This is a genomic window from Azoarcus sp. KH32C (assembly GCF_000349945.1).
Classification (GTDB): Bacteria; Pseudomonadota; Gammaproteobacteria; order Burkholderiales; family Rhodocyclaceae; genus Aromatoleum.
In genome coordinates this window covers 2,935,901-2,949,079 of record NC_020516.1, presented here as the reverse complement: position 1 = coordinate 2,949,079, position 13,179 = coordinate 2,935,901, and the positions used below count along the sequence as shown (strand labels likewise).

Below are 13,179 nucleotides of genomic sequence, written 5' to 3'. Positions count from 1 at the left end.
CTGTTATGGGCAAATTATTTGGGCTCCGGCACCGTCGGGGAACCAATTCTTCCGTATTAGCTTTGCATCACCGGAGCAATGCGGCGGCATGTCCGCGAGCGAATAAGTGCGCTCGCGTGGCCGTTCAACCGTGCCCCTTCCACGGCACGAGCCGCGCTTCCAGCGTGCGCATCGCGAGGTCGAACACCCAGGCGATCGCGCCGATGACGAGGATTCCCATCAGCACGACGTCGGTCCGCAGGAAGTTGGATGCATTCATGACGAGTTGGCCCAGCCCCACGGTTGCTGCGACCAGTTCCGCGGCGACAAGCGTCGTCCAGCCGAATCCGATCGCGATGCGCATGCCTGTCAGGATCTCGGGAAGCGCTGCAGGCAGGAGCACGTGACGGACCACCTGCAGGCGCGAGGCGCCCATCGACAGGGCGGCGTTGATCTGCTCGGGCTGCGCCGAACGCACGCCGGCGCGCGCGGAAACGGCGAGCGGTGCGAAGCAGGCGAGGTAGATCAGCAGGACCTTCGCCGTCTCCTCGATGCCGAACCAGATCACGATCAGCGGTAGGTAGGCGAGCGGCGGCAGCGGGCGGTAGAACTCGATCGGAGGATCGAAGATGCCCCGCGCGACTCGCGACACACCCATCAGCATGCCGACCGGTACGGCGGTCACGCAGGCGAGCACGAAGCCCGCGAGCACGCGGCCGAAGCTCCACAGGAAATGATCGAGCAGCGTACGTCCGCCCTGCAGCTCGCCCCGGTGGGCGGCGAGCAGCGCGTCCACGACCGCGGAGGGGCCGGGCAGCACCAGCGGCGGAATCCAGCCGCTCGCGGTCGCAAGCCACCACAGCGCAAAGAGCGTGACGACGGTGGCGACCGAAGCGCCGGGCGCGCGGCGGGTATCGGGAAAACGATGTGTCTGCGCGGGCGCAAGCGCCTTCTCGGGAGCCGAACGACGAGAGACGGGCGCGAAGGCCCGGAGTTGCGAAACGGTCATGGTCTTGCTCGCTATTCGCCGCGATTCGAATGGATCAGCGCGAGGATGCGCTCGCGCCATTCGATGAAATTCGGATCGGACTTCACCTGCCGCGCGTCACCGCACTCCACGTAGCGGCGCGAGAAGGGCAGGTCGAAGGCGTGCGCGATGCGTCCCGGCGACGGGCTCATCACGATCAGCCGGGTTGCGAGGAACAGCGCTTCCTCGACGTCGTGAGTGATGAAGAAGACGATCTTCCGTTCGCTCGCCCAGAGCCGCAGCACGAGTTCCTGCACCTGTTCCCGCGTCAGTGCGTCCAGCGCGCCGAAGGGCTCGTCCATCAGCAGCACTTCCGGGTTCGAGGCCAAGGCGCGGGCGAGGCCCACACGCTGCTGCATGCCACCGGAGAGTTGGAAGACCGGCTTCTCGGCGACCGCTTCCAGCCTCACCGCCCGCAGCTTGTCGAGTGCCAGCGCGCGGCGTTCTCCCGCGTCGACGCCGCGCATCCGCAGCCCGAACTCGACGTTGTCGCGCACGGACAGCCACGGCATCAGCGCATGCTTCTGGAACACGACGCCGCGGTCGGCGCCCGGGCCTGCAATCGGCCGTCCGTTGAGCCGGATTTCGCCGGCGGACGGCTGGATGAAGCCGGCGATGCACGACAGCAGCGTCGTCTTGCCGCAGCCCGAGGCGCCGAGCGCGACGACAAAGTCGCCGTCGCGCATCTCCAGGTCGACGCCGGCGAGCGCCAGTGTCGCGTGTGCGTCTCTGGTGCGCTTCTCCCCGAAGCGCACCGAGAGACCGCGGACCGACAGCGTGCTGCGCGCCGGCTCCGGCGCGATGGCCGCTGGGACGCTCACCATGTCGTTCCCGCGGCGCAACGCGAGACTGGCGCCGCCGCTCATTGCGCCGCCTTCTCGGCGTACTTCGGATTCACGCCCACCGAGTAGTCCGGCAGCACGTTCGCGATCGTGCCCTGCGTCTTCAGGAAGGCCGCCGTCGCCGCGAGCGACGCCGCCGCGCCGCTCGACTTGCCGCCGCCGAGCCAGGTGGGCGACGCCTGTTCGCGCGCGGTCGGGAAGCGGTACAGCGCGAGTCCCGCTGGCACGTCCTCGGCCTTTGCACCGGTGATCTTCGCGACTGCCGCGGCTTCGGGCGAAGAGGCTGTCCACTTCGCCTTGTCCTTCCGATAACGCTCGTCGGCCGCGGCGAGGATCTTCGTAAACTGCGCGACGAACTCGGCGTTGTCCTTCGCCCAGTCGCGATTGACGACCACGCCGTCGAAGGTCGACTTGCCGGTCTGCTTCGAGATCTCGCCTGAGGAGACGAGCTGCTTCCCGCTCGCCTTGACCTTCGACAGCACCGGCTCCCAGATGAAGGTCGCGTCGATATCACCGCGCTCCCACGCCGCCGCGACCTCCGGCGGACGCAGGTTCACGATCTTCACGTCGTTCGCATTCACCTTCGCGTGGTCGAGTGCAACCAGCGTGTGGAAATGCGTCGTCGAGGTGAAGGGCACACCGATCTTCTTGCCTTTCAGGTCGGCAAGGCTCGCGACGCCGCTGCCGTTACGCACGATCAGCGCTTCGGCGTCGTTGATGTCGTCGAGGATCCAGAAGAGTTCCACCGGTAGCCCCTGCGAGATGCCGGCCGCGATCGGCGCCGAGCCCGCTTCGCCGATCTGCACCTGCCCGGACGCCAGCGCCCGGATCACGTCCCCGCCGCCGCCGAACTGGCGGAAGTTGATCTTGTAGCCGGTGGCCTTTTCGATCTCGCCGGCCGCATGGGCCACGCGCCACGGCACCAGCATGTCCTGATAGGCGATCGTGACCTCCTTCTGTTGGGCGAAGCCCGGGGCAGAGAAGACGGCAGAGGTGGCTGCAAGGGCGAGGAGGAAGTTTCTTCTGCTGGTCATGGTCGTTCCTGTAGTGTCAAAGAAATCGGATCGAAGTCAGGATTGGCGGACGAGCACTCGACGGAGCACGTCGAAGATCTCTTCCAGATGCGAGGGCTGCGCGACCAGCGCCGGCGCGAGGATCGCCGCGTCGCCCGTCGTCTTCAGATGGAGCCCGGCGTCGAACAAGGCTTTCTGCACTTCGTAACCGCGCTTGCCGGGCTTGCCGGCGGGCTTCAGATCGATGCCGGCGAGCAGGCCGTAGTTGCGGATATCCGTCACTACGGGCAGATCGCGCAGCGCGTGCAGATGCGTTTCGAAGAGTGGCGCGAGCGTCTTGCTACGAGCGAAGAGCTTTTCGCGCTCGTAGATATCGAGGCTCGCGACGCAGGCCGCGCATGCGGCGGGGTGGCCGCTCGACGTGTAACCGTGGAAGAACTCGATCGCGTTGTCCGGCGCGGCATCGATCACCGCGTCGTGGATGCGCCGGTCGACCGCCACCGCGCCCATCGGCTGCGCACCGTTCGTGATCGCCTTCGCCATCGTGACGAGGTCCGGTCGCACACCGAAACTCTGCGTCGCAAACGCTTTGCCGGTGCGGCCGAAGCCGGTGATCACTTCGTCGAACACAAGCAGCAGGCCGTGGCGGTCGCAGATCGCCCGCAGGCGTTCGAGGTAGCCCTTGGGTGGCACGAGCACGCCGGTCGAGCCGGCAATCGGCTCGACGAAGACCGCGGCGATCGTCTCTGCTCCGTGCAGGTCGATGATGCGCTGCAGATCGTCGGCAAGCTCCGCACCGTGCTCAGGCTGGCCGCGGCTGAAGGTGTTCTGCGCAAGCCAGGTGTGGCGCATGTGGGCGGCCTGCGGGCCCGCTTGGGGGAAGGCGCGGCGGTTGTTCACGAGACCCGACAGCGCGACGCCGCCGAAATTGACGCCGTGGTAGGCGCGCTCGCGGCTCACGAACAGCGTCCGCCGCTCTTCGCCGCGGGCACGGTGATAGGCGAGCGCGATCTTCATCGCACTGTCGACCGCCTCGGAGCCGGAATTGACGAGGAATACGCGGTCGAGACCGTGAGGCAGCAGGGCGGCGATCCGGGCTGCCGCCTCGAAGGCGAGGGGATGGCCGCGGTAGAAGCTCGGCGTGAAATCCAGCTCGTTCAGCTGCCGGTATACCGCCTCGGCGATTTCCGCGCGGGCATGGCCGGCCGCGGTCGCGAACAGGCCCGACGCGCCGTCGATGATCGGCCGGCCCCTCGGATCGAAGTAATACATGCCGGATGCACGGGCGAACAGTTTCGGCTCGCGTTTGAAATCGCGGTTCGGCGTGAAGGGCAGCCAGTAGTTGTCGAGCTGGGAGTTGCCCCGCTGAGAAGGAGCGGACTTCGACAGCTCGACCGGCGATGCAAGGACTTCGGACACGATGTGCTCCGTGGAAGACATGGAGCAGATGGTAAGCAGACGTCCTATCCCGACTGAACGAACAAGAACTGCTGTTCTTAGCAGGATCGAGTATTTGCGGGCCTTTCCACCATAAGCACAGCAGATCTTATTGGAAGCGGCTTTCCGCTCGACTCATACACTTTCCGGACGAACCACACGGAGAACAAATGCATGTCAGCTTATGAAGGGAAGCAGCGCGTCACGCCTCCGAGGCCTTTGTCGAGACGCTCGTCGCGCAAGGCGTGACCGATGTCTTCGGCATCGTCGGGTCAGCCTATATGGATGCGCACGATCTCTTTCCGCTCGCCGGGATCCGCTTCATCTCGGTCGCCCACGAGCAGAACGCCGCCCACATGGCCGACGGCTACGCCCGCGCGACCGGGCGCCACGGCGTGTGCATCGCGCAGAACGGCCCGGGCATCACCAACTTCGTCACCGCGATCGCCGCGGCCTACTGGGCGCATTCCCCGGTGGTCGCGATCACGCCGGAAGCGGGCAGCGCCACTGCCGGCCTCGGCGGCTTCCAGGAGACCGACCAACTGCCGATCTTTTCCAAGATCACACGCTGGCAGACGCACGTGAACAGCCCCGCGCGCATCGCGGAGCTCACCGGGCGCGCATTCCACTATGCGATGCATGAGCGCGGCCCCACGCAGGTCAACATCCCGCGCGACTACTTCTACGGCGAGATCGAGACCGAGATCCCGCGCTCGCTGAAGATCGAACGCGGCCCGGGCGGCAGCGACGCGATCCGCGAGGCCGCGCGCCTGCTTGCCGACGCGAAATTCCCGGTGATCGTCGCGGGCGGCGGCGTCGCGATGGCCGATGGCGTCGCCGAACTTACGGCGCTCGCCGAACAGCTCAGCGCGCCGGTCGTGAACTCTTATCTGCACAACGACAGCTTCCCGGCGAGTCATCCACTCGCCGCCGGACCGCTCGGCTACCAAGGCTCGAAGGCGGCGATGCGGCTCATTTCCCGCGCGGACGTCGTACTCGCGCTGGGCACGCGCTTGGGGCCTTTCGGAACGCTGCCGCAATACGGTCTCGACTATTGGCCGAAGGACGCGAAGATCATTCAGGTCGACGCCGACCACCGTGTGCTCGGCCTCGTGAAGAAGATCGCGCTCGGCATCCACGGCGACGCCCGCGCGGCCGCCCTGGCGATCGCAGGGGAGCTGCGCGCGCTGAAAGGATTCGTCCGTCCCGATGTCTCACGGGTCCGGGAAGTCGCCGCCGAGCGCGAAGCCTGGGAAGGCGAACTCCGCGGCCTCGCCGGCGCCAACGAGCCGGGCAGGGTGGATCCGCGTCGCGCGCTGGCCGCGCTCGCCCGCGCCCGGCCGAAGAACGCGATGGTCGCGACCGACATCGGCAACGTCTGCTCGGTGTCGAACAGCTATCTGCAGTTCGACACGCCGAACTCCTTCTTCGCTGCGATGAGCTTCGGCAACTGCGGCTACGCCTTCCCGACCGCGATCGGCGCGAAGGTCGGCCGACCGGATCGACCGTCGATCGCCTACGTCGGCGACGGCGCCTGGGGCATGAGCCTCGCCGAAGTGATGACCTGCGTGCGCGAGAACATCCCCGTCGTCGCCGTCGTCTTCGACAACGCCCAATGGGGCGCCGAGAAGCGCAACCAGATCGACTACTTCGACAGCCGCTTCCTCGGCACCGAGCTCGCCAATCCGGACTTCTCGACGGTCGCCAGGGCGATGGGCGCGAACGGCATCCTCGTCGAGCATGAGGACCAGGTCGGCGATGCGCTGCTATCCGCGATCGCCTCCAACCGTCCGACGGTGATCGACCTGCGGCTCACGCAGCAGCTCGGCGATCCCTTCCGCCGCGACGCGTTCAAGCCGCCGCGCCGCCTGCTGCCGAAGTATGCAGCCTTCAGCGCGCCGGAAGCCTGATCCCACTGCTCGAGGACAACTCGGGGAGACCGAACGGCGGATGCGTTCAGATCTCCCCGAGGTAATCCCGCTTGCCGAGCTCGATCCCGTTGTGCCGCAGGATGTCGTAGGCCGTCACGACGTGAAAGTAGAAGTTCGGCAAGGCGAATCCGAACAGGTACTGCATGCCGGTAAAGCGCAGCTCGCGTGGCCCGACCTTGAGTTGGATGTCCCGATCCTCCGAGCCGTCGATCTGATTCGCCGCCACCGATGAGATGAAGTCGATGGTTTTCGTGATTCGCGCCTGCAAATCCGCGAAGCTCTGTTCGCTGTCCTCGTGTTTCGGCGGCTCCACGCCGGCCAGCCGCGCGACCGGCCCCTTGGCGTTGTCGCAGGCGATCTGCACCTGCCGCAGCAGCGGCAGCATGTCCGGATACAGACGTGCCGCCAGCAAGACCGTCGGATCGAATTTTCGCGCAGCGGCCTGCTCCTCGGCCTTCTGCAGGATTGCCGACAGATTGCTCAGCATGTGCGTGAAACGCGGCGCGCTTGCCTGATACATCGATAGCATCATTTTTCTTCTCCTCGGGATCACGATTCGGCGGTCATGCGGTACTGCTGCGATTGGGGCCGCACGTCCTCTCGATCGCGCCGCCGGACGAAAGTTTCCCTTCGCTTCCGTCGCACCACCGCGATCTACGTACTTTTACGAGGACTGCCTCGAAATCCTGCGAATTTTCGCAAACGCCTCACCGCTCTATGCTTCGCCCAAAAACCGGGGGAAGCGGCCATGACACTCACAATCCGCGCCGAAACTTCGATGATTGGAATTCCTTCGCGCAACGTGGACGCCGCCATGGGCGCACTGGCGAGCGTCCCGCAAGATCGGACGGACACCGCGCGCGTCGATGCGAACGTCGACATTCCCGCCGACCACGGAATTTCCGCCGAGGTCGCCCTGCACGCGCAAAAGATCGCCGACAGCCGCAGGCTCCTCGACGAGCGCGTCTCGATGCAGCAGGTCGCGACCGGCACCGTGGCGCAGTTTTCCGCCTACATGAACGCCATCCGCACGCAGATCCAACGGACGACCGGCCACATCTCGACGAATTTCGACCGCCTCGGCCTCGATTCCGCGGTGAAGGGTCTGAATGCGGAACTCGATCGCGCGGGAGCCAACCATTCCGGGTCCATCCCGCAGCACGACGACACCATGCCCGCACAACGTTGGAAGGACCTGGAGATCCAGGACGCCGATTCGGCCGCCGAAACGACGCAGTTGGCGCGGGCGAGCATCCTGGGCAACGCGGCGCGGGCTTTGCAGGCGCAAGCGAACACCCCGTCGCGCTGGACCTTGTCGCTGCTCACGAGTTAGGCCGCGCACGTTCTCGAGCCGTAGGACTGTTGTAAATTGCCGTCCATGCAAGGCGTTCCCCAACAATTCGATCACCCTTCAGACCAGGCCGAATTCAGTCAACCGGCCGGGCGCAACGGCATCGAGCTGTATCGGGCCCATATCGTCCGTCACGCCTTCGACCCGCATACCCACGAAGCCTTCGGTTTCGGCGTGATCGAGCGCGGCGTCGAACGCTTCCGCTACGCCGGCAGCGAGCACCTCGCGCCGCCGGAGTCGATCGTAATGATGAATCCCGACATCCTGCACACGGGGCGCGCCGAGACGGACGGCGGTTGGCGTTACCGGATGATCTACATCGATCCGGACGTGCTCGCCGAGATCAGTGGCGAGCCGCAGTGGTGGTTCTCGGGCGCGGTCGTGGACAACGACCGCAGCCGTGCGCGCCGCCTGTCGTGCCTGCTGGAGTCGCTGTGGCGGGCGCGCGAGCCACTGGCCTTCGACAGCCTGCTGCATCAGTTTGTGACCGAACTCCGGCCGCATGCGCGCGTGCCGTCACCGGCACGTGACGACAAGGCGCTGCGCTTCGCGCCGGTACTGGACTACATGCGCGCCCACCTCGGCGACCGCATCCTGCTCGAAGACTTGGCCGCAGTCGCGGGCCTGAGCCCCTTCCATTTCCTGCGCCGTTTCCAGGCGCAACACCACGCGACGCCGCAGCAGATGCTGATGGCGCTGCGCCTCCATGCCGCCAAGCGCCTCCTGGCCGCCGGAGAGGCCCCGGCACAGATCGCCGCCGCAACCGGCCTGACCGACCAGGCTCACCTGACGCGGGCATTCGTCCGACGCTACGGCGTGACGCCGGCGCGCTACCAGCGACAGGTCCGCGCCTGAGCCGAACGCCGAGCAGAGCGCAATCTCATACAAGACGGCAATTGCGTCGGCATGCGAGACTCGCCCCATCGTAATTGGGAGAGTCACTGATGTGGACCGGAGTCGCGTTCGCGATGGCGGCGGGGATGATGTGGGGCCTGGTCTTCATCGGCCCCTTGCTGCTGCCTGAATATCCGGCAACCCTGCAGTCCTTCGGCCGATACCTCGCCTTCGGCCTGATCGCCTTGCCGCTCGGCTGGTTCGACCGCGGCGAACTCGCGCGGCTGACACGCTCCGACTGGATCGAGGCATTCAAGCTCGCCGCGGTTGGCAATCTGCTTTACTACCTCTGTCTCGCCAGCGCGATCCAGCGTGCCGGCGCCCCCTTGCCGACGATGATGATCGGCACGCTGCCAGTGATCATCGCGATCTGCGCAAACCTGCGCGACCATCGGCGCGACGGCCGACTGCCTTGGCTGCGACTGTTTCCCTCGCTATTGGTGATCGCCGGCGGCATCGCCTGCGTCAATCAGGCCGAGCTATCCGCACTGGCCGCACAATCCACAACCGACCACGCACGCTATGCCGTCGGCGCCTTGTTTGCCGTCTGCGCGCTCGCCTGCTGGACCTGGTACCCGCTACGCAACGCCGACTGGTTGCGCGAGCACCCGGGCCGCAAGCCGCGGGCCTGGGCGACGGCGCAAGGCCTCGTGACCTTGCCGATGGCGCTCATCGGCTACGTCGCACTCTGGATGTGGCTGGGCGTCACCGACGATCCGCTGCCGATGCCCTTCGGCCCGCGTCCACTCGCCTTCGTCAGCCTGATGGCCGCGATCGGGCTCCTCGCGTCCTGGGTCGGCACACTGTGCTGGAACGAGGCGAGCCAGCGACTGCCGACGGCCCTGGTCGGACAAATGATCGTCTTCGAAACGCTCGCAGCCCTGAGCTACGCCTTCCTGTTGCGTGGCGAGTGGCCGGCGCCGCTGACGCTGGTCGGCGTCGGCCTGCTCGTGGCCGGCGTGTTGTGGGCGGTACGGATCAAGCCGGAACCGGTGCCCGCCTGATCGAACGCCGCCCTCGGATCAGGCGAAGAGCTCTTCGATCCGTGCCTCGGCTTCGGCGAACGCCTTGCTTGCCGATTCGGCACCCATCGCCAGACCCTCCGCGTAGATGAACTCCACGTCGGTCATGCCGAGGAAGCCCAGGACGCTCCGCAGGTAAGGCACCTGCGAATCGGCCGGCGTGTCGCGGTACAGGCCGCCACGCGCCAGGGCGACATACACCTTCTTGCCCTTCAGCAGACCTTCGGGACCGTTGGCGGTGTAGCGGAAGGTGACGCCGGCACGGGCGATCGCGTCGATCCAGGTCTTCAGTTGCACCGGCACGCCGAAGTTGTACATCGGCACACCCAGCACGATGGCGTCGACCGACTGGACCTGGGCGATCAGCGCGTCGTCCAACGCCACACGGGCTGCCTGCTCGGGCGTGCGCTGCTCGACGGGCGTAAAGAGCGCCCCCAGGGCCGGTTCGTCGAGGACCGGATGCGGGTTCGCGGCCAGGTCACGCAGCTCGACGACGGCTTCCGGATTCTGCGCCTTCAGCCGAGCGGTGACGGCATCGGCCAGGCGGGTGGAGTTCGCACCGGCGGAACGGGCACTGGCGTTGATTTGCAGGATTTTCATGATCTTCATCTCCGATTCTGGGGTAGGGGCCGGCAGGAACTGCCTCAACCATGGGACGAAGTTTATTGAGCTCACTAATGGATCAGAAGTCCTTAAGATGATTATCATTGTTCCATATTCGGAACAATCGAGCAGATCATGAGCCTGGATGCCAACGACCTCATCCTCTTCGCCCAAGTGATGGAAGCGGGCAGTTTTTCGCGTGCGGCCGAACGCATGGACCTGCCGAAATCGACCGTCTCCCGGCGGATAACCCAGCTGGAAACGACGCTCGGCGAACGGCTGCTAATGCGCACGACGCGGCGCCTGACGATCACGGACTTCGGCGAACGCATCCTCGATCACGCCCGCCGTCTCCTCGAGGAAACCGAAGCCGCCTCGGCGCTCGCCCAGCACCGGCAGGCCACACCCCGCGGCGTGTTGCGCGCCTCGCTGCTCCCGGACTTCGTCCAGCTGGACTTGACTTCGCTATGCCTGCAATACGCCGCGCGTTATCCGGAAGTGCGCCTGGAACTCGACCTCTCGCCGCGCCGAGTCGACCTGCTCGTGGAGCGTTTCGATCTCGCCGTGCGCGCCGCCACCCGCCTGCCGGACGACAACACGCTCGTCGCACGAAAACTCCACGAGATGCACCTCGGCCTTTACGCCAGCCCGGCCTATCTCGCCCGCTACGGCGAACCTCAGACGCCCGAAGACCTGCAGAAGCACGTCTGCCTCCGGCTGATGAGCGGCAACGGCGAAACCGCCCCCTGGAGCCTGTCGCGCGGAAAGGAGCGATGGGAGGGGATGCCCGACGGGCCCCTGGCGGTCAATTCCCCCATCCTGCAGCGCGACCTCGCCGCGCACGGGATGGGCATCGTTGCCTTGTCAGAGCGTTATGTGCAGAAGGAGATCGAGGAAGGCCTGCTCAGGCGCGTCCTGCCCGACTGGGAGCCGCCGACGGTGACCCTGTGGTGCGTGACGCCCGGAAGACGCCTGCTGCCGGCACGGACGAGCGCATTCATCGACCTGCTCAAGTCGACGCTGAAACCGGCCTACTAGGTCATCGGCTCGCAGCCTGAACGAACTATAAAGAAGCATCCCTTCAACCGTGAGTGCGGTCAGTGCGCCGGGGAGCTGAGATGAATGCGGAATCGGCAATGAAACGTGCTTCGCGGAGACGCCGGATCGTCTGGACCGCTAGCGTCGCGGGCGTTGTCCTTGCTGCCATCCTTGCAACGATCCTGCTGCCGTCCCCAAAGGCGCCGGTCCATCTCACCAACGAAGTCACCATCACGCGTCCCATCGGCGAAGTCTTCGAGTATGTGACCACACCGGGCAATTGGCCGAAATGGCACCCGTCGTCGCTTGCCGTGTCCGGAGCAATCGACCACTCCCTCAACCTCGGCGAGCAGGCGACCGAGGACTTCCTGGTGGCCGGCCGACGCGGGCGAGCAGTGTGGACGGTGGTCGAACGGGATGCGCCCCGTCTGTGGAAGATCGAGGGAGGCGGCGAGGAGGGCGGCCGCGCGTGGATCACCTATACGCTCCGCGAAGAGGCCGGCGCCACGCACTTCACGCGGGACATGCGCTACCGAATGCCCAATCTCCTCACCGCACTTCTCGACCCGCTGCTGACCCGCAAGCAGATCGCCGCCGAATCCGACCTCGCCGTCCGCCAACTGAAGGCGGCGCTAGAGCGCTAAGCGGGAAAGTCGGACGGCAACGACACTCCCCGTTCATGGCAGTTCGATCACGAAAAGCCGATCGCTCCGCAATTACTAGGTCATTAGCCAAAGATCATTGAATGTCGATCCACCCCATGAGTGCTTCGAGAACAGCTACGTCGTGAGCAACGAGCGGATCAGGCGATGGGAGTCGCGTCCGCCCATTGTCCGCTCGCACATAGCTCGTGCGAGAGTTCGACCGTCAGCCGTAACACGGCATCTGCCGCGGCGGTAACAGGAATGTGTTTCGACGCGCAGATCGCCACGACGCGCGTGAGGACCGGCGACACCACCGGACTCGCGTGCAGCAATCCAGCATCGATGTCGTGCTTGAGCGGCATCGTCGGCAACAAGGTCTGCCCGAGGCCGGCGAGCAGCGAGGTGCGCAGGATGCTGACGGAACTGATGTCCGCGACCACGTTGGGCGGCGGATAGCCGCTGGCGCGCGCTTTCGCCTCGATGATAGGTCGAACGCCATGGGGATCGGCCGGCAGGATCAGCGGCAAGGTCAGCGCCTTTTTCAGCGAAACTCCTTTCGCCGATACCCGCTCGCCCGGCACCGCTGCGCGGATCAGCGATAAGCGCTCCGTGACCATCCGCTCGTACGCAAATTCCCCCAGTTGCCCGTCATCGAACAATACGGCGAGATTCAGGCGGCCGATCCGCAGTTGATGCGTCAGGTTACCGGTCAGCTCCTCGGTGAGTTCCAGCTCCACCTGCGGATAGCGCTGGCGGACGGCCTGGAGCAGTGGCACCGCGAGCGCATTCGACACGCTTTGTGGCACACCGAACACGACCTTTCCTGTGAGCTGGCCGATCGAACTGCGGACGCTGCTCCGCGCATCCTCGATCTGCCTCAGGATCGCCACCGCGTGGGTCTGGAATATGCGCCCGGCCTCGGTCAACTCGACCCCTCGGTGCGAGCGATGAAAGAGGCGGGCGCCGAGCTCCTCCTCCAGTTGAGCAAGCTGATGGCTCAACGCCGACTGTGCAACGAAGGTCTTCTCGGCGGCCTTCGAGAAGGTGCCGTATTGCGCGATCGCGACGAAATATCGCAGCTGTCTGATTTCCATGTGAGGGAGGGCGAACTGTCTGGCTTGAGTATGAGTTTAGCCGATCCATCTGATTTCAAGATGGTGTTACCTCGATTCTCTATTTCCCAGATACCCGCTCGCGGAGGTTAAATGTAGTCACTGCAAGCCGGCGAACAGCGGAACGGTTACCCCCGAAACGCAGACTGGCCAGCGTCTTACCAGACATGGCAAGAGTTCGTGGCAGCGGGCTTCCTACCGGAAGTGAGGCTCGACCGATTCGAGTACGAAGGCAAGAGTTGCAGGCCGAAACCGCAGCCCTAGCGGCTCCAGACAATAAAAAGAA

Annotated in this window: 12 protein-coding genes and 1 pseudogene; 6 read left to right on the top strand and 7 right to left on the bottom strand. The window is 65.5% G+C overall.

Annotated elements, in window-relative coordinates:
- Positions 1 to 124 precede the first annotated feature (124 nt).
- The 4 genes from AZKH_RS12890 to AZKH_RS12875 are packed head-to-tail and all read right to left on the bottom strand — an operon-like array spanning position 125 to position 4,280.
- A complete protein-coding gene (locus tag AZKH_RS12890; RefSeq protein ID WP_015436220.1) occupies positions 125 to 988 on the bottom strand; it encodes an ABC transporter permease subunit in 864 nt (287 codons plus the stop codon).
- A gap of 11 nt (positions 989 to 999) precedes the next feature.
- Entirely contained in the window at positions 1,000 to 1,872 is an 873-nt protein-coding gene (locus AZKH_RS12885; RefSeq protein WP_015436219.1) for a taurine ABC transporter ATP-binding protein, read from the bottom strand.
- Entirely contained in the window at positions 1,869 to 2,882 is a 1,014-nt protein-coding gene (tauA, locus tag AZKH_RS12880; protein WP_015436218.1) for a taurine ABC transporter substrate-binding protein, read from the bottom strand. Before tauA ends, AZKH_RS12885 begins: the two co-directional genes overlap by 4 nt.
- Positions 2,883 to 2,918: 36 nt before the next feature.
- Entirely contained in the window at positions 2,919 to 4,280 is a 1,362-nt protein-coding gene (locus AZKH_RS12875; RefSeq protein ID WP_231874404.1) for an aminotransferase class III-fold pyridoxal phosphate-dependent enzyme, read from the bottom strand.
- Between the two features lie 227 nt (positions 4,281 to 4,507).
- Here AZKH_RS12875 and xsc point away from each other — a divergent pair.
- A pseudogene (gene xsc / locus AZKH_RS12870) lies at positions 4,508 to 6,208 on the top strand (sulfoacetaldehyde acetyltransferase); the annotation flags it as partial.
- A 46-nt stretch (positions 6,209 to 6,254) separates the two neighbouring features.
- Here xsc and AZKH_RS12865 read toward each other — a convergent pair.
- A complete protein-coding gene (locus AZKH_RS12865) occupies positions 6,255 to 6,761 on the bottom strand; it encodes a DUF1993 family protein (RefSeq protein ID WP_041656148.1) in 507 nt (168 codons plus the stop codon).
- A 216-nt stretch (positions 6,762 to 6,977) separates the two neighbouring features.
- Here AZKH_RS12865 and AZKH_RS12860 point away from each other — a divergent pair, with 216 nt between their 5' ends.
- From AZKH_RS12860 to AZKH_RS12850, 3 genes are all read left to right on the top strand, one after another.
- A complete protein-coding gene (locus AZKH_RS12860) occupies positions 6,978 to 7,562 on the top strand; it encodes a hypothetical protein (protein WP_015436214.1) in 585 nt (194 codons plus the stop codon).
- 45 nt (positions 7,563 to 7,607) lie between these two features.
- On the top strand, positions 7,608 to 8,435 hold the full coding sequence (locus tag AZKH_RS12855) for an AraC family transcriptional regulator (protein ID WP_015436213.1): 828 nt from the start codon (positions 7,608 to 7,610) through the stop codon (positions 8,433 to 8,435).
- Positions 8,436 to 8,524: 89 nt separating this feature from the next.
- Positions 8,525 to 9,478, top strand: coding sequence for a DMT family transporter (locus tag AZKH_RS12850; RefSeq protein ID WP_015436212.1), 954 nt, complete (start codon positions 8,525 to 8,527; stop codon positions 9,476 to 9,478).
- Between the two features lie 18 nt (positions 9,479 to 9,496).
- Here the strand turns inward: AZKH_RS12850 and AZKH_RS12845 are convergent, their stop codons facing one another.
- Positions 9,497 to 10,096, bottom strand: a complete 600-nt coding sequence (locus AZKH_RS12845) for an FMN-dependent NADH-azoreductase (RefSeq protein ID WP_041657276.1) — start codon at positions 10,094 to 10,096, stop codon at positions 9,497 to 9,499.
- Positions 10,097 to 10,234: 138 nt separating this feature from the next.
- Here AZKH_RS12845 and AZKH_RS12840 point away from each other — a divergent pair, with 138 nt between their 5' ends.
- Positions 10,235 to 11,137 carry a LysR family transcriptional regulator gene (locus tag AZKH_RS12840; RefSeq protein ID WP_015436210.1) on the top strand — a complete coding sequence of 301 codons (903 nt, stop codon included), beginning with the start codon at positions 10,235 to 10,237 and terminating at the stop codon, positions 11,135 to 11,137.
- A gap of 98 nt (positions 11,138 to 11,235) precedes the next feature.
- Positions 11,236 to 11,781, top strand: coding sequence for an SRPBCC family protein (locus AZKH_RS12835; protein ID WP_070099116.1), 546 nt, complete (start codon positions 11,236 to 11,238; stop codon positions 11,779 to 11,781).
- A gap of 158 nt (positions 11,782 to 11,939) precedes the next feature.
- Here the strand turns inward: AZKH_RS12835 and AZKH_RS12830 are convergent, their stop codons facing one another.
- A complete protein-coding gene (locus tag AZKH_RS12830) occupies positions 11,940 to 12,875 on the bottom strand; it encodes a LysR family transcriptional regulator (RefSeq protein WP_015436208.1) in 936 nt (311 codons plus the stop codon).
- Positions 12,876 to 13,179 lie beyond the last annotated feature (304 nt).